This window comes from Caulobacter sp. SRI_014 (assembly GCF_057586315.1).
In genome coordinates this window covers 814,076-834,928 of the sequence record NZ_JBYCZQ010000001.1, presented here as the reverse complement: position 1 = coordinate 834,928, position 20,853 = coordinate 814,076, and the positions used below count along the sequence as shown (strand labels likewise).

The following is a 20,853-nucleotide window of genomic DNA, read 5'->3' as shown; positions in this document are numbered from 1 at the left end:
CGGCCGTTGCCGTTTCTGGACTCCAGTTCCTCCTCCGGCGCGCAGCGACGGGGGAGGGGGACCGCCGCCGCGACCTAGCGGCGGTGGTGGAGGGGGCAGCGCCGGCTTGTCAGGACAAAGAGCGTTCTGGCGCGGGCGGCGGCTACAGCGTCTATGATCAACCCGATCCGCCGGCGCTGCCCCCTCCACCACCGGCCCTGAGTCGGGCCGGCGGTCCCCCTCCCCCGCCACTTCGTGTCGGAGGAGGAATTATAGTGAACCGGTCTCGCCGCCCGGTCGTCCGCAAACCCAGCAAAACCTGCCGATCGCCTGCGACCGCAAGGCGCGGTTCCTTACCAAGTCTCTTAAAGCCCCGTTTACCAACCACCCGGTAAATCCTGCCTAGCGAACCCGGCAGAAGCGGGCGTTGGTATCGTTTCGGGGACGGGAACCCAGGTGGATCGGTTTCTAAGCGCGTTAAGAGGTGCGGGGCTCGTCCGGCTGCTGGTCATGGCCGGCGTCGGGGTCGGCCTGCTGGCGGCGATCATCGCCCTGACCAGCGGCTTCATGACCCAGCCCAAGGCGCTGCTCTATTCCAACCTCGACCTGAAAGAAGCCTCGGAAGTCACCGCCGCGCTCGACCAGGCGGGCATCAAGTACGAGGCCAAGGGCGATGGCTCGACCATCATGGTCGACCGCGACAAGGTCGCCTCCACCCGCCTGCTAGTGGCCGGCAAGGGCCTCGTGACCTCCGGCTCGGTCGGCTACGAAATCTTCGACCAGACCTCGGCGCTGGGCCAGACCGACTTCGTCCAGCAGGTCAACAACAAGCGCGCCCTCGAGGGCGAGCTGCAGCGGACGATCAAGGGTCTGCACGGCGTCACCGACGTTCGCGTCCTGCTCACCATTCCCAAGCGCCAGCTGTTCGAGGATGAGGCGGGCGATCCGAAGGCGTCCGTCTCCATCGCCATGTCTGGCCGCAAGCCGAGCCAGGATCAGGTGCAGGCGATCCAGAGTCTGGTGGCCGGCGCCGTCGAGGGCCTCAAGCCGGAAAACGTCAGCGTCGTCGACATGAAGGACGGCAAGGCGCTGGCGGTGATTGGCCAGGGCGGCGGCCTCGGCGCCGTGGCCGACGACCGCAAGGCCCAGATCGAACGCGACATGGCTGAACGCATCCGCCAGCAGGTCGAGGGCGTGGTCGGCACCGGCAAGGCCCGGGTCGAGGTCACCGCCGACATCGACATGGCCCAGGTCAGCGAGACCAAGAAGACCTATGATCCCGACGGCCAGGTCATCCGTTCCGAACAGACCAACGAGCAATCGAGCGAGGAAGGGTCCTCCTCGAACAACGACGCCGTCTCGGCCTCCGGCAACATCCCCGGCGATGCGGCCAACCCGGCCTTCCTGCCGACCGACAAGAACACCACCAAGGGCGCCACCACGGTCACCAATTACGAAATCTCGGAAACCACCCGCACCGAGATCCTGGCCCCGGGAACCGTGCAGAAGCTCAGCGTCGCCGTCGCCGTCGACGGCATCACCGCCCCGGGCGCCAATGGCAAGCCCGGCGCCTACACCGCCCGCAGCCCGGCCGAGATGGCCAAGCTGGACGAACTGGTGAAGGCCGCCGTCGGCTTCAATCCCGGCCGCGGCGACGTGGTCAAGGTGATCAACGTCGCCTTCGCCCGCGACCCCGCCCTGGAAGGCGAGGGCAAGGCCGGCATGTTCGACTTCAACAAGAACGATCTGATGCGCTTCGCCGAGCTAGGCCTCGGCGCCATCGTCGTCATGCTGCTGCTGTTCTTCGGCCTGCGCCCGCTGCTCAAGAGCCTGGGCCAGCCTGGCGGCGCCGGCGGGCCGATGCCGATGCTGGCCGGGGCGGCAGGCGGCGGCATGGCCGGCCTGACTCCCGGCCAGGCCCAGCAGATCCAGATGCAGGTCGATCCCAACACCGGCGAGATGCTGGCCCTGCCGAGCGAGATGGACCAGCGCATCGACATCGCCCGCATCGAGGGCCAGGTGAAGGCCAGCAGCGTCAAACGGGTCAGCGAGTTCGTCGACACCCACCCGGAAGAATCGGTCTCGATCCTCCGCAGCTGGCTGCATGAAACCGCATGAGCAGGGGGCCCAAATCCAAGGCGATTACTGACACCGCCCGGCTGAACGGTCCGGAAAAGGCGGCTGTGGTCATGCTCGCTCTCGGCGAAGATCACACCCATATCTGGGAACAGCTGGACGAGGAGGAGATCAAGGAGATCTCCCAGGCCATGGCCAGCCTCGGCACGGTGGCGGCCACCGTCGTCGAGGAGCTGCTGGTCGAGTTCGTCTCGGGGATGAGCGCATCCGGCGCCATCATGGGCAGCTTCGAACAGACCCAGCGCCTGCTGGCGTCGTTCATGCCGCCCGAGAAGGTCGACAACCTCATGGAGGAGATCCGCGGTCCGGCGGGCCGCACCATGTGGGACAAGCTGGGCAACGTGAACGAGGCGGTGCTCGCCAACTATCTGAAGAACGAATACCCGCAGACCGTCGCGGTGGTGCTGTCGAAGATCAAGAGCGACCACGCCGCCCGGGTCCTCACCTGCCTGCCCGAGGACTTCGCCCTGGAATGCGTCCAGCGGATGCTGCGCATGGAGCCGGTGCAGCGCGACATCCTCGACAAGATCGAACAGACCCTGCGCGTCGAGTTCATGTCCAACCTGGCGCGCACCTCCAAGCGCGACAGCCATGAACTGATGGCCGACATCTTCAACAATTTCGACCGCCAGACCGAGGGCCGCTTCATCGCCGCCCTGGAAGAGCGCAACCGTGAGAGCGCCGAGCGCATCCGGGCGCTGATGTTCGTCTTCGAGGACCTTTCCAAGCTGGATCCGGGCGGGGTGCAGACCCTGCTGCGGGCTGTCGAGAAGGACCAGCTGGGTCTGGCCCTCAAGGGCGCCTCCGACGCCCTGCGCGAGATGTTTTTCTCCAACATGTCCGAGCGCGCCGCCAAGATCATGCGCGAGGACATGGAGGGCATGGGCCCCGTGCGCCTGAAGGACGTCGACCAGGCCCAGATGGCCATGGTCCAGGTGGCCAAGGACCTGGCCGCCAAGGGCGAGATCATGCTGGCCGGCGCCGGCGGCGACGATGAGCTGATCTACTGATGACCAGCGAACCCATCACCTCGCCCATGAGGCCCTTCACCTTCGACACCGAATTCGACGACCTCGGCGCGGTCGCCTACCAGCCGCCGCGCGCCAAGCGCAGCTTCACGCCCGAAGAGGTCGAGGAGATCCGCGCCGCGTCATACGCCGAGGGCGAGCGTTCGGCCGTGGCCCAGGCCGAGATGGCCCTGGCCCGGGCCCTGGACCAGATCGCCGACGCCGCCCGCCAGGGTCTCGGCGCCCTGGCCGAGGTCGCTCATTCGCACCGCTCCTCGACCGCCCAGCTCAGCATGGCCGCCGCCCGCAAGATCGCCGACAGCGCCTTGGCCAAATTCCCCGAGGCCCCTGTCACCGCCGCCCTCGAAGCCCTGGCCCGTGAAGTCGAGGCCAGCCCGCGCCTGTTGGTCAAGGTCGCGCCGGAGGCCCAGGAGCGGGTCCAGGCCGCGCTCGACGGCATGGCCGCCGGCCTTGGCCATGCCGGACGTATCGAGGCTCGCGCCGAGCCCGGCATGACCCTGGCCGCCTTCATCCTCGACTGGGGTGATGGCCGCGCCAGCTTCGATCCTGTCGATGCCGCCCAGCGCATCCAGACCGCCCTTGACCAGGCGTTGGCCGCCGAAGGCCTGCACGCCGAACCCCTGATCGCCCCGGAGCCGACCCATGGCTGAAGACAACCTGACCCTCGAGGAATTCTCGTCGGACCTGCAGCTCGCCAGTGAGGCGCCGGTCGACTACGACGAGAAGACGGCCACCGACCTGGCCCCCGTCTTCGACGTGCCGGTCAACATCTCGGCCGTGCTCGGCCGGGCCAACATGAGCGTCGCCCAGCTGCTGCAGCTGGGCCAGGGCAGTGTTCTGGAGCTGGACCGCAAGGTCGGCGAGGCGATCGACATCTACGTCAACAACCGCCTGGTGGCGCGCGGCGAGGTCGTCGTCGTCGATGACCGGCTCGGTGTCACCATGACGGAAATCATCAAGGACGGCGACAACCAGGCCTGAAGCCTGAGCTGTCGGTAGGAGAGTAGTTATGCGGCTTCTGGTCGTCGGAAAATTGAACGGGCAACTGTCCCTCGCCGTGAAAATGGCGATGAACACCGGGGCCAAGGTGGCGCATGTCGAGACCACCTCGGCGGCGACCCAGGCCCTGCGCGCGGGCCAGGGCGCGGACCTCCTGATGGTCGACTATGAGCTCGACATCGCCGGGCTGATCGCCGCCAACGAGGCCGAGCGCATCCGCGTGCCGGTCGTCGCCTGCGGGGTCGGGGCCGATGCGCAGCGGGCCGGCGACGCCATCCGGGCCGGGGCGGTCGAGTTCATCCCCCTGCCGCCGGACGCCGAACTGATCGCCGCCGTGCTGTCGGCGGTCAGCGACGACAACCGCCCGATGGTCGCCCGCGACCCGATCATGGAACAGGTCATCAAGCTGGCCGACCAGGTCGCGCCGTCGGAAGCCTCCATCCTGATCACCGGCGAGAGCGGTGTCGGTAAGGAGGTGATGGCCCGTTACGTCCACACCAAGTCCAAGCGCGCGGCCAAGCCGTTCATCAGCGTCAACTGCGCCGCCATCCCCGAGAACCTGCTGGAATCGGAACTGTTCGGCCACGAGAAGGGCGCCTTCACCGGCGCCGTCGCCCGCCGCGTGGGCAAGTTCGAAGAGGCCGACGGCGGCACGCTTCTTCTGGACGAAATCAGCGAGATGGACGCCCGCCTGCAGGCCAAGCTGCTGCGCGCCATCCAGGAGCGCGAGATCGACCGGGTCGGCGGCGCCAAGCCGGTCAAGGTCAACATCCGCATCCTGGCCACCTCGAACCGCGACCTCGCGGCCGCGGTGAAGGACGGCACCTTCCGCGAAGACCTGCTCTATCGGCTCAATGTCGTGAACCTGCGCCTGCCGCCGCTGCGCGAACGGCCGGGCGACATCGCCGCCCTGTGCGACCACTTCCTCAAGAAGTACGCCAAGGCCAACGGCATGCCGGAACGCCCGCTGTCGGCCGAGGCCCGCAAGCGCCTGGTCGCCCACCGCTGGCCGGGCAACGTGCGCGAGCTCGAAAACGCCATGCACCGCGCCGTCCTGCTGTCGACCGGCGCCGAGATCGAGGAATTCGCCATCCGCCTGCCGGACGGCCAGCCCCTCAGCCCCGCCCCCGACGTGGCCGTCGCCCGGGGCGCCTCGATGGCGGCCGAGGCGGTGACCCGCACCCTGGTCGGCCAGACGGTGGCCGAGGTCGAGCAACAGCTGATTCTCGACACCCTGACCCATTGCTCGGGCAATCGGACGCATGCCGCCAACATCCTCGGCATCTCGATCCGCACCCTGCGCAACAAGCTGAAGGAATACGGCGACGCCGGCGTCTCCGTGCCGCCGCCGCAAGCCGGTCTCGGGTCCAACGCCGCCTAGCCAGAGTATCCTAGATGAGTGACGCCCACCCCATTTCCGCGTCCAACCCCGTGACCGCCAGGCAGGTCTGGGGCTGGGTGGCGCGTGGCGACGTGGGCCTGGCCATCGGCATCGTCGGCGTCATCGTCCTGCTGATCCTGCCGATCCCGCCGTTCCTGCTCGACTTCCTGCTGGCCCTGTCGGTGACCAGCAGCATCCTGATCCTGATGACGGCGCTGCTGATCAAGCGGCCGCTGGAATTCACCGCCTTCCCGACCGTGCTGCTGGTCACGACCCTGTTCCGGCTGGGGCTGAACCTGGCCTCGACCCGCCTGATCCTCAGCCACGGGCATGAGGGCACGGAAGGCGCCGGCAAGGTCATCGAGGCCTTCGGCCAGATGATGATGAGCGGCAACTTCATCATCGGGGTGATCGTCTTCGCCATCCTGATCCTGGTGAACTTCGTGGTCGTCACCAAGGGTTCGGGCCGCATCGCCGAAGTCGCCGCCCGCTTCACCCTCGACGCCATGCCCGGCAAGCAGATGGCCATCGACGCCGACCTGTCCTCGGGCCTGATCGACCAGGACCAGGCCAAGCTGCGCCGCAAGGAACTGGAGCAGGAATCGACCTTCTTCGGGGCGATGGACGGCGCCAGCAAGTTCGTGCGTGGCGACGCCGTGGCCGCCCTGGTCATCACCGCCATCAACATCATCGGCGGCATCCTGATCGGGGTGATCCAGCACAAGATCCCGGCCGGCGAAGCCTTCAACACCTACACCATCATGACCATCGGCGACGGCCTGGTCAGCCAGGTGCCGGCCCTGATCATCTCCATCGCCGCCGGCCTGCTGGTCTCCAAGGCCGGCGTCGATGGCGCGGCCGACAAGGCGCTGGTCACCCAGCTGGCGATGAATCCGGTGGGCCTCGGCATGGTTTCGGCCGCCGCCGGGGTCATGGCCCTGGTGCCGGGGATGCCGAAGATCCCCTTCATCGCCATCGCCATCGCCACCGGCTACCTGGCCTGGCGAAGGGCCCAGAACGCCAAGCTGCCGCCGCCGGTCGATGTCTCCGACCTGCCGGTCGCCTCCGAGGCCGAGGAAGAGCCCATCGGCCAGTCGCTGGCCATCGACGACATCAAGATCGAGCTGGGCTACGGCCTGCTGACCCTGATCAACGACCTGGACGGCCGCAAGCTGACCGACCAGATCCGCGCCCTGCGCAAGACCCTGGCCGGCGAGTACGGCTTCGTCATGCCCAGCGTGCGCATCCTCGACAACATGCGCCTGCCGACCCAGGGCTACGCCATCCGTATCAAGGAGATGGAGAGCGGGGCCGGCGAGGTTCGGATCGGCAGCCTGATGGCCATGGACCCGCGCGGCGGCCAGGTCGACATCCCGGGCGAACATGTGCGCGAGCCGGCGTTTGGCCTGCCGGCCACCTGGATCGACGATGCGCTGAAGGAAGAGGCGACTTTCCGGGGCTACACCCTGGTCGACCCGGCCACGGTGCTGACGACCCACCTGACCGAGATCCTCAAGGACAACATGGCCGACTTGCTGTCCTACGCCGAGGTCCAGAAGCTGCTGAAGGAACTGGGCCCCGAGCAGAAGAAGCTGGCCGACGAACTGATCCCCTCGGTGATCACTGCCTCGACCCTGCAGCGTGTGCTGCAGGCCTTGTTGCGCGAGCGGGTGTCGATCCGCGACCTGGGCACCATCCTCGAAGGCATCGCCGAGGCCGCGCCGCACACCGCCAGCCTGACGGCCCTGACCGAGGCCGTCCGCGTTCGCCTCGGCCGCCAGCTGTGCTGGGCCAACCGCGGCGAGGACGGCGCCTTGCCGATCGTCACCCTGTCACCGGACTGGGAGGCCGCCTTCGCCGACAGCCTGATCGGCAATGGCGAGGAAAAGCAGCTGGCCATGGCGCCGTCCAAGCTGCAGGACTTCATCAAGAACGTCCGTGAGGCGTTTGAGCGGGCGGCGCTTGCGGGTGATGCGGCGGTGCTGCTGACCAGCCCGATGGTCCGGCCCTATGTCCGCTCGATCATCGAACGCTTCCGGGGCCAGACCGTGGTGATGAGCCAGAGCGAGGTCCACCCCAAGGCCAAGCTGCGCACGGTCGGGATGATCTAGCCGAGGTTGGGCAGGATCCTGCGCGCGGCCTCGCGGTAGGCCTCGACCCCGAGCACATGGTTCAACGCCGGCAGGATCCGCTCCAGCGGCGCGGCCCGCATCTCGTCATCGATGTAGCCGCCGAACTGTTCGAACCAGGCGGCGTGGTCGCCCTTAAGCCGGTCGGGGATGAACTTGCCGGTCGCCTGGAGCAGGCGCAGGTGGTCGTAGATCTTCTGTTCGGGGAAGGTTACCCCGGCCACCGGCGTGTATTCGAAGTCGACCAGGGCGAAGGTCTTGTGGCCGCCGTCCGCCAGCACATTGCTCAGCGAGGCGTCCATGTGCGCCATGCCGACCTCGCGGTGCAGGCGGTCCAACGCGGCGCTGGCCTGCGACAGGCATTCCCACACCCGGTCCGGCTGGGCCTGGGCCGTCGAGGTCAGGGTGTGGAACGGCAGGTAGGCGCAGAGGATGGCGTCCTCGGCCCGCCACAGCGGGGCGGGCGCCAGGCCGATCTGGGAGGCGCGGATCAGAGCCAGGTATTCGTGGTCCAGCCGGGCCGCCGGCGCCTCGATCTGGAACGGCATGCCGGGTGGCGGGGTCGGGCGCTGCTTGAACGGATTGACCAGGCGCAGGACGGCCACCCGCTTGCCGCCGGCGAAGACGTCGTAGTTGCTGTCGTGGCCGAGATTGCCGCGCTCCTTCAGACGCACCGGTGAGCCCAGCACGGTCTCGACCTGCGCCTTCACCGTCTCGCGCCGGTCCTTCAGGGCCGCTTCCGCCCGCCTCGACCGCCACCAGCGCTTGAGTTTTCTCACGTCATCTCCGCCCGGATGGCTTCCAGCCGCTGGTACAGGGACTCACGCTCTTCGGGGGTGAAGTACAGGTTCAGGTGCCCCAGGGCCTCGGCCTCGTTGTCGGTCGAGTGCAGGGGATTATGCTTGGTATGCAGACCGGTGATCTGTGAGAATTCGTCGCGGAGGCGCTTTTTCATGAACTGGCGTCCGTTGAACACAAACGGATGCGGCGTCGCCTCGTCGCCGGTCGCCGGCAGGGGGTTGCGGTCGAAGACGATGACCGCATGCACCGGCGGCCCGCCGCGCTTCCACTTGCCACCTCGGATCTTGCTGTTGGTCTTCAGCCGGGTCAGCCAGGGGATCTCCTTGTCGACAAGGATCTCGTACTCCTTGCCGAGGGCGTCGATCAGCCTCTGTGCCTGGCCCTTGCCGGCGGCGACGCTGCGGATGACGAAGAGGTTCATCTCGCCGGGCGGCTCGTTGCCGACCTCGGCCAGGAAGCGGCTCTTCACATGGCGGGTGAAGTCGTTGACCAGGATGGCGGCCAGCTGGCGGTAGGGCACGGCCATGCCGGCGGCCTTCAGCCGCTCATGGAAGGCGGTGAGGGTCAGGGGGAAGTCCTCTCCCGTCTTCGCCATCAGGTCGCGCAGTTCCGGGACGTACTTTGAGTCCTCGGAGGCGGCCGGATCGAGCCGGTCGATCTTCGAGCGCTCGGCCTTGTGGTAGGCGATGTGGAAGATCAGGCCGAGCAGGTAGGGCAGGGGTTTGGGGACCCAGAAGCCGCCCTCGTGCCGCTCGCGTTCGTCGAGCAGCAGGTTGGCCAGGGCCGGCGGATAGTAGGGCAGACCCTGATAGGCCCCTGCCGGGCTGCCGGAGACGTCGTAGAGGTCGCATTTGACCCCGCGGGTCTTGCTGTAGCGGCCGTATCTGGCGCCGATGCGGTCCAGGGCGCCGTCGTCGACCAGGAGGTCGACATCATCCTTGCCGCCGCGCACGGGCCACCCCTTCACGAAGGCCGGGGCGTTGCGCAGCACCGCATAGCGGATGCCCTCGCTGTCCATCCAGCCGAGGAATTCGTCCATGTCGGGGGCGTAGAGTCTCATGCGCAAAGCCGTCTCTACAGAGATTGATCGGGCGCGGGAAGGTCGTCCGGCCCTGACCGGGGAGACGATTTTCTTTGGAACGGTTGCGGCTCCACGGGGTTGCTAAGGCCGATGGGGGGCCGCTCAACGGAGTATGCCCGCATGAAAACCTTGCCCCTGCTTCTTTCGACCGCCGCCGCCTTGGCCCTGTCGACCGCCGCGTTCGCCCAGGCGCCCGCCCCGACGCCCGGCGCCACCCCGCCCATCGTCGCCCCGCCGCCGGGCGATGGTCCCAACAAGCCCGGCCAGGCTCCCAAGGGTCAGCAGCCGCCCGTGATGGACCCGGCCGAGGTGCCGCCGACCCAGGGTGACACCGTCGCCCCGCCGGCCACGACGCCGCCCGCCGTCGATCCGTCGGCCCCGGCCCAGCCCGCGACACCTCCGGCCACTCCGCCGGTCGCCAAGGCCCCGGTGACCCCCGCCACGCCCGCGACGCCGGCCAGCCCCGGCGTGAAGCCGGCCACGCCCGCCACCCCGGCCAGCCCCGCCACCGGCGGCACGACCCTGGTCAACGGTGCGGCCGTGAAGGACGCGCAGGGCAACGCCATCGGCACGATCGAGAAGGTCGGGACCGGTTCCAATGCCGGCCAGGTGACCCTCAAGGTCGACGGCAAGAGCGTGACCATCGCCCAGTCCGTGCTCAGCGAGACCGGCGGCGCCGTTGTCAGCGCCCAGACCAAGGCGGAGCTGCTGGCTCAGGCTGACACCAAGGGCAAGCCCAAGAAGAACTAGCGTCGCCCTTCCCAGGAAGCGAAAGCCCCCGTCGTCCGGCGGGGGCTCTTGTCTGCGCTTGCCAACCGCCGGTCTTCGTGCTGATCTCTTGATTGAGTATTCAACTAAGGGTGTCTGAGCATGGTCGGCGGGGCCGAACCCACACGGGAGCGCATCCTTTTCGCGGCAATGAAGCTGTTCTCGGAGAAGGGCTTCAACACCACCTCGGTGGCCGACATCCTCAAGGAGGCCGGCGCCAATTCCGGCAGCTTGTACCACTTCTATCCGACCAAGCAGGACGTGCTGCTGGCGGTGCTGGAGATGTACCGCGACGGCATCTACCCGATGCTGCTGGCCCCGGCCTGGGAGGGCGTTGAGGATCCCATCGACCGGGTCTTCGCCCTGCTGGCCGCCTATCGCCGCATGCTGGCCGACACCGACTGCCTGTACGGCTGTCCCATCGGCTCCATCGCCCTGGAACTGCACGAGCCCGACCCTCCGGTGCGCGAGATGCTGTCGGTCAACTTCGACGGCTGGGCCAGGCACGTGAAGGGCTGCCTGGACCAGGCCAGGGACCGCCTGCCGCCCGGCACGGACACCAAACGCCTGGCCATCTTCGTCCTGACCACCATGGAGGGCGGAGTGATGCAGTCGCGCACCCACCGCACGCTCGAGGCCTTCGACGCCTCCATCGCCGCCCTTCGCGACTATTTCGACCGGCTGGCCGTCGCTGCCGTCCCAGAAGCCATTGGCGCCGAAACCCAACGGGAGACCGGAACATGAAGACCCTGCTCGCCGGCGCCCTGGCCGCCCTGCTGCTGACCACCGCCGCTGCCGCCGCCGACAAGGCGCCGCCCAAGTGGAGCGACTTCAAGGGGGTGGAGAACACCAGCTTCGTCGAGCCCAACGGTCAGCGCGTGCTGCAGCTCTCCATCCTGGTCCCGGCCAGCCCCGACAAGGTCTGGGAGGCGATCAGCACCGAGGCCGGCTGGAAGACCTGGGCCGCGCCCGTGGTCCATATAGACCTGCGGGTCGGCGGCACGATCGAGACCAACTATGTGGCCGGCAAGGCCAAGGGCGATCCCTCCAACATCATCAACCGGATCGAGGCCTATGTGCCCGGCCGGCTGCTGGCCATCCGCAACGTCCAGGCCCCCAAGGGCGCCTTCGACACCGAGGCCTTCGGCCAGACGGCGACCATTCTCGAGCTGGTCCCGGCCGGAGAAGGGAAGACGAAGGTCATCCTTTCCAATGTCGGGTACGGCCAGGGGGCCGGCTTCGACAGCGTCTACAAACACTTCGAATGGGGCGACGCCTACACCCTGGCCGAGCTCGCCAAGCGCTTCGAGAAAGGGCCCGCCAACTGGAAGGCGCCGGCCCAGAAGGAGAAAACGGCGCAGGCCGTCGAAACGATGAAAGACCCAAAATAGGAAAAGGGGAGACTGACCCATGAACCGTAGTGCGCTCATCCGCGCCGTCTTCTTCGGTACGGTGCTTCAACTGGCCATGGTGCTGGCCGGCCATTTCGTGCCGTTCGTGAAGGACAATGTCTTCATGTGGGGCGGCATGGGCATCTCGCTCATCGCCGGGCTGGTCTACGCCTGGGCGGCAAAGGGCAGCCTCGGCGACAGCCTGATCGGCGGGGCCATCGCTGGCGCCGTCTGCGCCCTGCTCGGGATCGTTGTCAGCGTCGCCCTGGGTGATACCGAGACGCTGATCCTGGCGGTCGGCACGCTCAGCTCGGCCGTCACCGGCCTGATCGGCGGCGGTATCGGCCGGGTGCTGAACACGGCAAAGCCGGCCTAGCTTCTAATCCTGGAACGGGTCCCGCAGCAGGATGGTGTCATCCCGCTCGGGGCTGGTGGACAGCAGGGCCACCGGGGCGCCGATCAGTTCCTGGATACGGCCGACGTACTTCACGGCGTTGGCCGGCAGGTCCTTGAAACTGCGGGCCCCGGCGGTGCTTTCGCTCCAGCCGGGCAGCTCCTCATAGATCGGCTCCACCGCCGCCTGGTCGCGCAGGCCGGCCGGCAGGTAGTCGATCTCCTTGCCATGCAGCCGGTAGCCGACGCAGACCTTCAGCGTCTCCAGCCCGTCGAGCACGTCGAGCTTGGTCAGGGCGATGCCGTTGATGCCGTTGATGGCCACGCTTTGGCGCACCAGCACAGAGTCGAACCAGCCGCAGCGCCGACCCCGGCCGGTGTTGGTCCCGACCTCGCGCCCGACCGTGGCCAGGTGCTGGCCGACCGCGTCGTTGAGCTCGCAGGCGAACGGGCCTTCGCCCACGCGGGTGGTGTAGGCCTTGACGATGCCCAGCACATAGCCCGGCCCCTGCGGTCCCATGCCCGAACCGGCCGCCGCCTGGCCGGCCACGGTGTTGGACGAGGTGACGAAGGGATAGGTGCCGTGGTCGACGTCGAGCAGCGCCCCCTGCGCTCCCTCGAACAGGATCCGCTTTCCGGCCCGCCGCATCTCGTCGAGCAGCTTCCAGGCCGGACGGGCATAGGGCAGCAGCCTGGGCGCCAGGGCCAGCAGCTCGTCGAACATCGCCACCGGATCGGCCTCCGGCAGACCCAGGCCCCGCCGCAGCGGCCCGTGGTGGCTCAGCAGCCGCTCGATCTTGGGCTTCAGGGATTCGGGATCGGCGAGATCCGCCACCCGGATCGCGCGCCGACCGACCTTGTCCTCATAGGCCGGGCCGATGCCGCGCCCGGTGGTGCCGATCTTCTGGGTCGAGGCCGACTCCCGCGCCTGGTCGAGGTCGCGGTGCAGGGGCAGGATCAGACAGGCGTTGTCGGCCAGGACCAGCACCTCGGGGGTGATCGTCACCCCCTGTTTGGCGATGCCGTCGATCTCGCCCAGCAGATGCCAGGGATCGACGACCACGCCGTTGCCGATGACCGACAGCTTGCCCTGGACCACGCCGCTCGGCAGCAGGGCCAGCTTGTAGACCTTGCCGTCGATGACCAGGGTATGGCCGGCGTTGTGGCCGCCTTGGAAGCGGACGACGACTTCTGCGCGGTCGCACAGCCAGTCGACGATCTTGCCCTTGCCCTCGTCACCCCACTGGGCGCCGACAACGGTCACATTGGCCATGGGTACGATCCTCCACCCGCCAAGAGACTTCAGCCGGCCCTTCGACGGGACTCGGCGGGCTGAAGGGGATCGCGATAGGCGCCTCCGGAGAGGCGCGGGCGCTCTGTAGCGGCTCAGGCGCGGTTGAACAAGACCACGCCGGTCATGATCGCCGCATACTGCACCCCGGCCCCGGCCAGGACGAAGCCGTGCCAGACCGCGCGGCGGTAGTGCATGCTCTTGCGGACGTAGAAGATCACCCCGACCGAATAGACCAGGCCCCCGATGGCCAGCAGGATCATCCCGGCCAGCGACACCGCCGCCACCATCGGTCCAATGGCGATGATCACGATCCAGCCCAGGGCCAGATACAGCGCCACCCAATAGCCCTTGCCCAGGCTTGGCAGGAACATCTTCCCGGCCACCCCGGCCAGCGCCAGCCCCCAGACCGCCACCGTCATGCCGATCGACCAGGCCCCGGTCAGGCTCTGGGTCGTGAACGGGGTGTAGCTGCCGGCGATCATCAGGAAGATGCCGGCATGATCGAGCCGCCGCAGGAAGGGCCGGTTCTCCGGCTTGGCCATGTTGTAGGCGATGGAGAAGCTGAGCATCAGCGCCAGGCAGATGGCATAGACCGCCACCGCGAACACCTGCCCGACGGTGCCGAACCCGATCGACAGGCCCAACAGCGCCCCGCCACCCGACACGGCCAGAATCAGCCCGACGATATGCACCCACTTGTCGGCCGCCCGCGCGCTGGCGCTGGGGTAGTGGTCGGCGTCATGGAAGGGCTCGGCGGTCATCGGCCGAAGGAAGCGAAATCCGCCAACCGGGTCAATCTGTTCCTCACGTCCTTGCCGAGAGCGGAAGGCGACCGTCTTGCCCACCCGGCGAGAAGGTGGTTGCCTGCCCGCACAGAGTGTGGGGGCGTTGTATGCGCGTTTTGATCCTGGCCACGGCCTTTCTGCTGGCGGCGGCCGCTCCGTCCCTCGCGGCAAAGCCGCCGACCTATCGCGAGGTTTCCGAGTCGATGGGCGAGCTGGCGACGCTCAACGGCCGACCGGTCCGCTTCGTCGATATCGAGGCGGAGTGGACGCTGCCGGAGTTCATGCGGCCGCGAAATTTGAACACCACCAAACCCCTGATCCGCGAGCGGGCCATCAACGGTCTGCGCAAGATCGCCCTGGACGAGCTTGCGCCCGTGCTGATGCCGGACTGCCCGGTTGAACCGACGGCCGCCGAGCTTGAGGCCTACTACCCCTATTGGCGGGCAGCGGTCGCCCAGGAGATCGTCCGGCGGGACAAGGCCGGCATCAAGGAAGGCCAGGGCGACGAGCTGTTCGCCAAGGCCGGCATGAAGGTCCCGCCGTCCGTTCCGCTGGCCGAGATGGCCAAGGTCGACTCCGGCACGCCCGGCGCCGACGCCCGGGCCCGGGCGGCGATCCGTGGCTGGAAACTGGACCATTGCCTGCAGAAGACCTTTGGCGGCGACCGCTTCTTCGGAGCCTCGATCATTCCGACTTACCCGTGGACGGCGGAAGGGCAGATGATCTTCATGGTCGACGGCGACCAGCGGTCATTGCTGGTTCCCAGCCAGGGTCTGGAAGCGCTGACCGCGCGTGGGCGGTTTTTTCGCCTGGCCGAGTCCAGGGGTCTGATCAGCTTCCGGCAGCCCAAGGATGCGGCGTATTTCTTCGAGCGCTACGAGGGCGGGCTCTACGACAACGTCAAGGAGGATGCGGTGGCGATGAGCTTCCTGAGCACCGCGCCCTGGGCGTCGACGCCGCCCTAGCCCTCCAGGGTCGCCGCGCGCCTGGGCGTCTCGTTCGCGGCGTTCATGATGAAGCCTATGATCACGGCCACCGCCTCGTAGAGCTCGACCGGGATCTCGCTGTCGATGTCGATGGTCGACAGGGCTTCGGCCAGCATGGGGTTGGTTTCCAGCGGCACGCCGTGCTCGCGGGCGGTGTCGATGATCTTCTGGCCGACCTCGCCGCGCCCAACGGCGACCACCCGGGGCGCGCTCGGCGCCTCGTAGGTCAGGGCCACGGCCAGGGGGCGGCGCACCCCGCTCACAGCGAGCGATCCATAAGGCCGCCAGCGGGCGCCGTCGGGCGCTGCGGCGCTCCGGCCTGGACGATGACGTCGGCCGCCAGCTGGCCGGCCAGGGCGTCGGCGCCCTCGCGCAGGCGTTCCAGCGCTTCCTCGCGCTCGGCCCAGAAGACCACCATCGGCCGTTCGGCCCCGGCGCCCAGCTGCACATGCACCGGCCCCAACGGTTCGATGTCGAGCGAGAAGCGTACCCGCCAGGTCTGCTGGCCGCCCGCGCCGCCGCTGCTTCCGCCGGCGTCATGGTCGATCTCGAACTGGGCGATGGCCGTGCCCTGCGGCGTCGCCAGGGGCAGTTCGAAAACCCGCGCGCTCGACCCGGCCTCGGGCAAGGAGGCCAACTGGTGCAGGACCTGGCGGGCGATGGCCTGTTCGGCGTCGCCGCCCAGCCGCTGGGCGATGGCGGCGAAATCGGCGTCGCGGGGCAGGGTGGCCGCGACCGGGGTCTGACCGGCCAGGCCCGACTCCCGCCCGGGCGGCGGACTGCGGGCCGGCCGGGTCTTGAGGGGCGTGTCGGGCAGGGCCTGGACCAACAGTTGGCGCAGGATCAGCAGGGCCGACTTCAGGTCGGGGGCGGGTGGGGCGCCCGCTGCGAGATGAGGTGTGGCGGCCAGATTGGCCTCCAGGAACAGGCCCGATTGCGCCACGGCCGTCCGCACCGTCTCGCCGCTCAGTGCGCCGGTCGGCAGCCGCATCGACAGCAGTTGGGATATGGCGGCGCGGACGGGTTGGGGCAGGGCCAGCGAGCCCATCGCCCGCTCCAGATCGGCGAACATCGGGGCGGCGCCCGCCTGCCGCCCGGCGGCTTCCGAGCGGGCGGCGGCCACCGCCTGTTGCAGCGGGTCGGGCAGGGGCTGTTTCTGGGTGGTTTGCGGCGTCTCGGCGTCCGGGGCCTTGCCGATGACGGTGACGAGCTGGGCCTCCGCCGCGCCGACGATCTGGGCCCGCAGGGCGGCGGCGGCCGAAGAGATCGGCGTGATGCTCATGGGATGAGGCTTGGCCCGGTCATGGGCGGAGTCTCCGCGAGGGGGATGAAGCGGCGCTTAAAGCTCCGAAGCCTCATCCCAGCCCTCGTCGAAGGGGTAGCGCTCTTCCCAGAAGGTGGTCAGGCGCGGGTCGGCGTCGACCCGCTTCACCACCTCGGCCAGCTTGGGGGCCACAGCGTAGAACCGCTGGCGCCGCGGCCGGAAACGGCTGACCACGGTCACATAGAGGTCGAGCACCGTCAGAGTATCGCCGAGGATGTAGCGGCCCGGTTCGACCTGGGCGTCCATCATCGCCCAGCAGTCGGCGATCCGCTGGGTCGAGCGGCGCAGGAGGTAGTCCTGGGCCTCGGGCGTCTTCGCCAGCCGCGAGGGATCGTCGCGCAGCCAGTAGTGGGAATAGATCGAGGCCGAGACGAAGCTCATCCAGCGCAGGAATGCGGGCCGCTTCGGATCGTCGATCGCCGGGGCCAGGCCGCTGCCCGGATGGCTGTCGGCCAGCCAGGTGAGGATGGCGGCGCTCTCGGTCACGATTTCGCCGGACGCCAGCACCAGGGCCGGGATCTGGCGCATCGGATTGACGCGGCCAATGGTCGCCTGCACCGTCGCATCCTGTTCCCAGGCGGGCGCCTCGACGACCTCGAACGGCAATCCCAGCAGGGTCAGCGCCGCTTCCACGGGCACGCTGCCTGATCCGGCGGCGCCGAAGACGGTGAAGGATTTATCCACAGCGGTAACTCTATCTTGTGAATTGCGACGTTCGATCACACCAGATGTAGTAGCCAACGCCAACCGGCATCCGTATCGTTAAAGAGCCTAACGCACGCCCGCCGATTCCTGTCCGCGCCTCCCGGAGTTTTCTAGATGGCCAAGCTGATTACCCCGCAAACGCCCGGCCTTCTGACGCCTTCCGGCGCCTACAAGCCGTTCCGCTATCCGTGGGCCTACGACTTCTGGAAGAAGCAGCAGCAGGTCCACTGGATGCCGGAAGAGGTGCCGCTGGGCGAGGACTGCAAGGACTGGGCGGCCAACCTCAACGACAAGGAGCGCAATCTGCTGACGCAGATCTTCCGCTTCTTCACCCAGTCGGACATCGAGGTCGCCGACAACTACATGGAAAAATACGGCCGGGTGTTCAAACCGACCGAAGTGAAGATGATGCTCTCCAGCTTCGCCAACATGGAGACCATCCACATCGCCGCCTACGCCCTGCTGCTGGAAACCATCGGCATGCCGGAGAGCGAGTTCGGCGCCTTCATGGAATACGAGGCCATGCGCGCCAAGCATGACTTCATGCAGCAGTTCGGCGTCGAGACCAACGCCGACATCGCCCGCACGCTGGCCATGTTCGGCGGCTTCACCGAGGGCCTGCAGCTGTTCGCCAGCTTCGCTATGCTGATGAACTTCCCGCGCTTCAACAAGATGAAGGGCATGGGGCAGATCGTGTCCTGGTCGGTGCGCGACGAGAGCCTGCACTGCGAGGGCATCATCAAGCTCTACCACGCCTTCAACGCCGAAACGGGCGCGGTGACCAAGGCCGTGGCCGACGACATCGTCGACTGCTGCAAGACCGTGGTGGGCCTCGAAGACCGCTTCATCGACCTGGCCTTCGAGGCCGGCGAGATCCAGGGCATGACCCCGGAGGACATCAAGGCCTACATCCGCTTTATCGCCGACTGGCGCCTGCGCCAGCTGAAGCTGCCGGAAGTGTACGGCATCAAGGAAAACCCGCTGCCCTGGCTGCAGTCGATGCTCAGCGGCGTCGAACACGCCAACTTCTTCGAGGCCCGCTCGACGGAATACTCGAAGGCGGCGACCAAGGGGCAGTGGCATGGGTCGGAAGGCGTCTGGGGCCAGTTCGACAGCCTGATGGCCAAGCGCAACGAGAACCTGCTGCCTGTCGACTGACATCTAAATCCGTCATCCCGGACCGCCCGCAGGGCCGATCCGGGACCCAGGGGCCGCCGTCAGAGATGTCGGCGGCCCCTTTGTTTGAGCACGGCACACCCGGGTCCCGGCTCTCCGCTGCGCTACGGCCGGGATGACGGATCAGGTGAGACCGCTATGGTGTCGAAGATGACCTACGAAACCCTGCTCCTCGACACCCCGGCTCCCCACATCCTGCGGGTGACGTTCAACCGGCCCGAGGTGCGCAACGCCCTCAATACCCAGATGGCGCGAGACGTCCTCAGCCTGTTCCAGTCTCTGGTCCTCGATCCCGCCGATCACCGCTGCATCATTCTCACCGGAGCCGGCGAGGCGGCCTTCTGCGCCGGCGGTGACCTGAAGGAGCGCAACGGCATGACCGACACGGCCTGGACGGCGCAGCATGTGCTGTTCGAACAGGCCTTCTATGCCCTGATGGACTGCCCCATCCCGGTCATCGCCGCGGTCAATGGCTCGGCCTTCGGCGGCGGGGCGGAGTTCGCGCTGGCCTGTGACTTCATCCACGCGGCCGAGACCGCCCGCTTCGCGCTGACCGAGACGCGGCTGGGCATCATTCCCGGCTGCGGCGGCACCCAGAACCTGCCGCGCGCCGTGGGGTCACGCCGGGCCAAGGAACTGATCCTCACCGGTCGCGTGTTCAGCGCCGCCGAGGCCCATGACTGGGGCATGGTCAACACCGTCTGGCCGGCGGCCAGGCTGATGGAGGGCGTCCTCGCCGTCGCCGCCGCCATCGCCGCCGGCGGTCCGATCGCCGTGCGCCAGGCCAAGCGGGCCATGACCCTGGGCATCGAAACCGACCTCAAGACCGGTCTGGCCATCGAGGTCGAGGCCTACAACCGCACCATCCCGACCAGCGACCGGCGCGAGGGCGTCGCCGCCTTCAACGAAAAGCGGCCGGCCCGCTTTACGGGCGGCTGACAAAAAACCCGTTCCGGGCGTCGAACGGCGTTCACATTTGGTTAACACCCCGCTCATTTTCGGGTTAGGGTTCCATTGCACGGCCAAGGTGCGAGGGGAGCTTTCGAGATGGGCGCGATCATCGGCAACGGCAGCGACGAGCTGCTGGAAGGCACGGCGGGCGACGACAAGATCTACGGCAACGGCGGGGCCGACGAGATCTACGGCGACGACGGCAACGATTACATCGTCGGCGGCGACGGCGACGACTATCTCGAGGGCGAGGGCGGCGACGACACCCTGCTGGGCGGCGCCGGCAATGACATCCTGGTCTCCTGCGGCTGCGGCTTCGACAAGCTTGACGGCGGCGACGGCGACGACTTCGTCGTCCTGTTCGACGGCGCCCCGGTCCTGCTCAAGGGCGGATCGGGCACCGACACCCTGGTCATCGAGGCCGGCGTCGTCGAGTTGAACAGCTTCGGGGCCGGCAACGGCTTCGAGCGCATCTCGTCTGTAGGCATCATCTACGGCACGGCCGGGAACAACACCCTCGATTTCAGCGTCGTGGTTCCCTACCAGACCTTCAATTTCGGGGTCTATGTCGACGGGGACGACGGCAACGACCGCATCACCGGCACCATCCAGGATGACTTCCTGCTCGGCGGCGCCGGCGACGACCTCGTCTACGGCGGGGCCGGCCAGGACCTCCTCTTCGGCGATGACGGCATCGACCTGATCCGCGGCGGTGACGGGGTCGACAGCATCAACGGCGGCGACGGCGCCGACAAGCTGTACGGCGACGCCGGCAATGACGAAATCGACGGCGACCTCGGCAACGATACGGTCGACGGCGGCGACGGCGCCGACACCCTTTATGGCTTTGACGGGGCGGACACGCTGATCGGCGGTCTGGGTAACGACAAGCTCTACGGCGAAGAGGGGAACGACATCCTCATCGGCGGCGGCGGCGCCGACCTGCTCGATGGCGGGGCGGGCGATGACTACATCACCGCCACCGACGAGAACGACAGCATCTACGGCGGCGACGGCAATGACCGCATCGACGGCGCGGCCGGCAATGACACGGTCAAGGGTGGCATCGGCAACGACTTCGTCTACGGCCGGGCCGGCAATGACGTGATCCAGGGCGAGGCCGGCGATGACCAGCTGGTCGGCGGGGCCGGCAAGGACACTCTGACCGGCGGCAACGGCGCCGACTACTTCGTCTTCTATGCCGGCGACCTGGTGGCCGACGTCAACAACACCGATGTGGTCACCGACTTCAAGGCGACCCAGGGCGACCGGCTCGACTGGTCGAACATCGACGCCAACACCACGGTGGCCGGCGATCAGGCGTTCAACGTCGTCGGCGCCTTCACCGAGGGTGGCCAGGTGATCCGCACCTTCGACGGCGGTCTGAACCGCACGGTCTTCCGGTTCCACACCGACAACGACGGCGTCGTCGATTTCGCGCTTGTGGTGAACGGCAATGTGACCACCGGTTGGATTCTGTAGGATTGCGCGTAGCCTGTTTGCACTAGCAACGCGGGGCCAAATCAGGCCACGAAACACCAAGGGG

The 20,853-nt window shown here is 67.8% G+C and carries 21 protein-coding genes and 1 pseudogene; 14 read left to right on the top strand and 8 right to left on the bottom strand.

All coding sequences use genetic code 11. From position 1 onward, the window contains the following. Positions 1-435: 435 nt before the first annotated feature. Genes fliF through flhA form a run of 6 tightly spaced genes read left to right on the top strand, consistent with a single transcriptional unit; the run spans position 436 to position 7,634 of the window. Positions 436-2,097, top strand: coding sequence for a flagellar basal-body MS-ring/collar protein FliF (fliF, locus tag AC2YG9_RS04380; RefSeq protein ID WP_487296699.1), 1,662 nt, complete (start codon positions 436-438; stop codon positions 2,095-2,097). Next, positions 2,094-3,125 carry a flagellar motor switch protein FliG gene (gene fliG, locus AC2YG9_RS04375; RefSeq protein WP_487296698.1) on the top strand — a complete coding sequence of 344 codons (1,032 nt, stop codon included), beginning with the start codon at positions 2,094-2,096 and terminating at the stop codon, positions 3,123-3,125. The genes fliF and fliG overlap by 4 nt, the downstream gene beginning before the upstream one ends. Further along, positions 3,125-3,793 (top strand): FliH/SctL family protein, encoded by a 669-nt coding sequence (locus AC2YG9_RS04370; RefSeq protein ID WP_487296697.1) that lies wholly within the window; start codon positions 3,125-3,127, stop codon positions 3,791-3,793. Before fliG ends, AC2YG9_RS04370 begins: the two co-directional genes overlap by 1 nt. Continuing rightward, complete coding sequence (fliN, locus tag AC2YG9_RS04365) at positions 3,786-4,124, top strand: flagellar motor switch protein FliN (protein WP_487296696.1); 339 nt, start codon at positions 3,786-3,788, stop codon at positions 4,122-4,124. The genes AC2YG9_RS04370 and fliN overlap by 8 nt, the downstream gene beginning before the upstream one ends. Positions 4,125-4,152: 28 nt before the next feature. Continuing rightward, a complete protein-coding gene (gene flbD, locus AC2YG9_RS04360; RefSeq protein WP_487296695.1) occupies positions 4,153-5,523 on the top strand; it encodes a sigma-54-dependent transcriptional regulator FlbD in 1,371 nt (456 codons plus the stop codon). A gap of 14 nt (positions 5,524-5,537) precedes the next feature. Further along, the gene (gene flhA / locus AC2YG9_RS04355; protein ID WP_487296694.1) at positions 5,538-7,634 is read left to right on the top strand and encodes a flagellar biosynthesis protein FlhA; all 2,097 of its coding nucleotides are present in this window, start codon (positions 5,538-5,540) and stop codon (positions 7,632-7,634) included. Here the strand turns inward: flhA and AC2YG9_RS04350 are convergent. Then, complete coding sequence (locus AC2YG9_RS04350; protein ID WP_487296693.1) at positions 7,631-8,431, bottom strand: protein kinase family protein; 801 nt, start codon at positions 8,429-8,431, stop codon at positions 7,631-7,633. The genes flhA and AC2YG9_RS04350 overlap by 4 nt on opposite strands. Then, positions 8,428-9,513, bottom strand: a complete 1,086-nt coding sequence (locus AC2YG9_RS04345) for a hypothetical protein (RefSeq protein ID WP_487296692.1) — start codon at positions 9,511-9,513, stop codon at positions 8,428-8,430. The genes AC2YG9_RS04350 and AC2YG9_RS04345 overlap by 4 nt, the downstream gene beginning before the upstream one ends. Before the next feature lie 141 nt (positions 9,514-9,654). On the opposite strand from AC2YG9_RS04345, the gene AC2YG9_RS04340 reads away from it, so the two are divergent. The 4 genes from AC2YG9_RS04340 to AC2YG9_RS04325 all read left to right on the top strand — a co-directional run bounded on the left by AC2YG9_RS04340 (position 9,655) and on the right by AC2YG9_RS04325 (position 12,069). Beyond that, positions 9,655-10,284: a hypothetical protein gene (locus AC2YG9_RS04340; RefSeq protein ID WP_487296691.1), complete on the top strand. Its 630-nt coding sequence runs from the start codon at positions 9,655-9,657 to the stop codon at positions 10,282-10,284. A gap of 120 nt (positions 10,285-10,404) precedes the next feature. After that, on the top strand, positions 10,405-11,046 hold the full coding sequence (locus AC2YG9_RS04335; protein WP_487296690.1) for a TetR/AcrR family transcriptional regulator: 642 nt from the start codon (positions 10,405-10,407) through the stop codon (positions 11,044-11,046). After that, positions 11,043-11,693, top strand: coding sequence for an SRPBCC family protein (locus AC2YG9_RS04330; RefSeq protein ID WP_487296689.1), 651 nt, complete (start codon positions 11,043-11,045; stop codon positions 11,691-11,693). The genes AC2YG9_RS04335 and AC2YG9_RS04330 overlap by 4 nt, the downstream gene beginning before the upstream one ends. A 19-nt stretch (positions 11,694-11,712) precedes the next feature. Then, on the top strand, positions 11,713-12,069 hold the full coding sequence (locus AC2YG9_RS04325) for a hypothetical protein (RefSeq protein ID WP_487296688.1): 357 nt from the start codon (positions 11,713-11,715) through the stop codon (positions 12,067-12,069). A 3-nt stretch (positions 12,070-12,072) separates the two neighbouring features. Here the strand turns inward: AC2YG9_RS04325 and AC2YG9_RS04320 are convergent, their stop codons facing one another. Both AC2YG9_RS04320 and trhA read right to left on the bottom strand, forming a co-directional pair. Then, positions 12,073-13,359 (bottom strand): adenylosuccinate synthase, encoded by a 1,287-nt coding sequence (locus tag AC2YG9_RS04320; RefSeq protein WP_487296687.1) that lies wholly within the window; start codon positions 13,357-13,359, stop codon positions 12,073-12,075. Between the two features lie 113 nt (positions 13,360-13,472). After that, positions 13,473-14,141, bottom strand: a complete 669-nt coding sequence (gene trhA / locus AC2YG9_RS04315; protein ID WP_487296686.1) for a PAQR family membrane homeostasis protein TrhA — start codon at positions 14,139-14,141, stop codon at positions 13,473-13,475. Positions 14,142-14,272: 131 nt separating this feature from the next. Here trhA and AC2YG9_RS04310 point away from each other — a divergent pair, with 131 nt between their 5' ends. Further along, entirely contained in the window at positions 14,273-15,130 is an 858-nt protein-coding gene (locus AC2YG9_RS04310) for a hypothetical protein (protein WP_487296685.1), read from the top strand. On the opposite strand, the gene AC2YG9_RS04305 is transcribed toward AC2YG9_RS04310, so the two are convergent. Genes AC2YG9_RS04305 through AC2YG9_RS04295 form a run of 3 tightly spaced genes read right to left on the bottom strand, consistent with a single transcriptional unit; the run spans position 15,127 to position 17,159 of the window. Then, entirely contained in the window at positions 15,127-15,414 is a 288-nt protein-coding gene (locus AC2YG9_RS04305; protein WP_487296684.1) for an EscU/YscU/HrcU family type III secretion system export apparatus switch protein, read from the bottom strand. The two genes, AC2YG9_RS04310 and AC2YG9_RS04305, sit on opposite strands and share 4 nt — an antisense overlap. Then, a complete protein-coding gene (gene fliK, locus AC2YG9_RS04300; protein WP_487296683.1) occupies positions 15,411-16,433 on the bottom strand; it encodes a flagellar hook-length control protein FliK in 1,023 nt (340 codons plus the stop codon). Before fliK ends, AC2YG9_RS04305 begins: the two co-directional genes overlap by 4 nt. Positions 16,434-16,490: 57 nt before the next feature. Beyond that, positions 16,491-17,159, bottom strand: coding sequence for a glutathione S-transferase family protein (locus AC2YG9_RS04295; protein ID WP_487296682.1), 669 nt, complete (start codon positions 17,157-17,159; stop codon positions 16,491-16,493). 135 nt (positions 17,160-17,294) lie between these two features. On the opposite strand from AC2YG9_RS04295, the gene AC2YG9_RS04290 reads away from it, so the two are divergent. Next, entirely contained in the window at positions 17,295-18,338 is a 1,044-nt protein-coding gene (locus tag AC2YG9_RS04290) for a ribonucleotide-diphosphate reductase subunit beta (protein WP_487296681.1), read from the top strand. Positions 18,339-18,349: 11 nt separating this feature from the next. On the opposite strand, the pseudogene AC2YG9_RS04285 reads toward AC2YG9_RS04290, so the two are convergent. Continuing rightward, positions 18,350-18,483: pseudogene (locus AC2YG9_RS04285) on the bottom strand (hypothetical protein); the annotation flags it as partial. 23 nt (positions 18,484-18,506) lie between these two features. Between AC2YG9_RS04285 and AC2YG9_RS04280 the strand changes: the two are divergent. Next, positions 18,507-19,295 carry an enoyl-CoA hydratase-related protein gene (locus AC2YG9_RS04280; RefSeq protein WP_487296680.1) on the top strand — a complete coding sequence of 263 codons (789 nt, stop codon included), beginning with the start codon at positions 18,507-18,509 and terminating at the stop codon, positions 19,293-19,295. 108 nt (positions 19,296-19,403) lie between these two features. Beyond that, positions 19,404-20,789: a calcium-binding protein gene (locus AC2YG9_RS04275; RefSeq protein WP_487296679.1), complete on the top strand. Its 1,386-nt coding sequence runs from the start codon at positions 19,404-19,406 to the stop codon at positions 20,787-20,789. Positions 20,790-20,853 lie beyond the last annotated feature (64 nt).

Bases quoted from the DNA above. Each gene is read 5' to 3' on its own strand.
- flhA (WP_487296694.1), top strand. From the start codon at position 5,538: ATGAGTGACGCCCACCCCATTTCCGCGTCCAACCCCGTGACCGCCAGG.
- AC2YG9_RS04335 (WP_487296690.1), top strand. From the start codon at position 10,405: ATGGTCGGCGGGGCCGAACCCACACGGGAGCGCATCCTTTTCGCGGCA.
- fliK (WP_487296683.1), bottom strand. From the start codon at position 16,433: ATGAGCATCACGCCGATCTCTTCGGCCGCCGCCGCCCTGCGGGCCCAG.
- fliN (WP_487296696.1), top strand. From the start codon at position 3,786: ATGGCTGAAGACAACCTGACCCTCGAGGAATTCTCGTCGGACCTGCAG.
- AC2YG9_RS04280 (WP_487296680.1), top strand. From the start codon at position 18,507: ATGACCTACGAAACCCTGCTCCTCGACACCCCGGCTCCCCACATCCTG.
- AC2YG9_RS04320 (WP_487296687.1), bottom strand. From the start codon at position 13,359: ATGGCCAATGTGACCGTTGTCGGCGCCCAGTGGGGTGACGAGGGCAAG.
- AC2YG9_RS04325 (WP_487296688.1), top strand. From the start codon at position 11,713: ATGAACCGTAGTGCGCTCATCCGCGCCGTCTTCTTCGGTACGGTGCTT.
- AC2YG9_RS04275 (WP_487296679.1), top strand. From the start codon at position 19,404: ATGGGCGCGATCATCGGCAACGGCAGCGACGAGCTGCTGGAAGGCACG.
- fliG (WP_487296698.1), top strand. From the start codon at position 2,094: ATGAGCAGGGGGCCCAAATCCAAGGCGATTACTGACACCGCCCGGCTG.
- trhA (WP_487296686.1), bottom strand. From the start codon at position 14,141: ATGACCGCCGAGCCCTTCCATGACGCCGACCACTACCCCAGCGCCAGC.
- AC2YG9_RS04330 (WP_487296689.1), top strand. From the start codon at position 11,043: ATGAAGACCCTGCTCGCCGGCGCCCTGGCCGCCCTGCTGCTGACCACC.
- flbD (WP_487296695.1), top strand. From the start codon at position 4,153: ATGCGGCTTCTGGTCGTCGGAAAATTGAACGGGCAACTGTCCCTCGCC.
- AC2YG9_RS04345 (WP_487296692.1), bottom strand. From the start codon at position 9,513: ATGAGACTCTACGCCCCCGACATGGACGAATTCCTCGGCTGGATGGAC.
- AC2YG9_RS04340 (WP_487296691.1), top strand. From the start codon at position 9,655: ATGAAAACCTTGCCCCTGCTTCTTTCGACCGCCGCCGCCTTGGCCCTG.
- AC2YG9_RS04290 (WP_487296681.1), top strand. From the start codon at position 17,295: ATGGCCAAGCTGATTACCCCGCAAACGCCCGGCCTTCTGACGCCTTCC.
- AC2YG9_RS04370 (WP_487296697.1), top strand. From the start codon at position 3,125: ATGACCAGCGAACCCATCACCTCGCCCATGAGGCCCTTCACCTTCGAC.
- AC2YG9_RS04310 (WP_487296685.1), top strand. From the start codon at position 14,273: ATGCGCGTTTTGATCCTGGCCACGGCCTTTCTGCTGGCGGCGGCCGCT.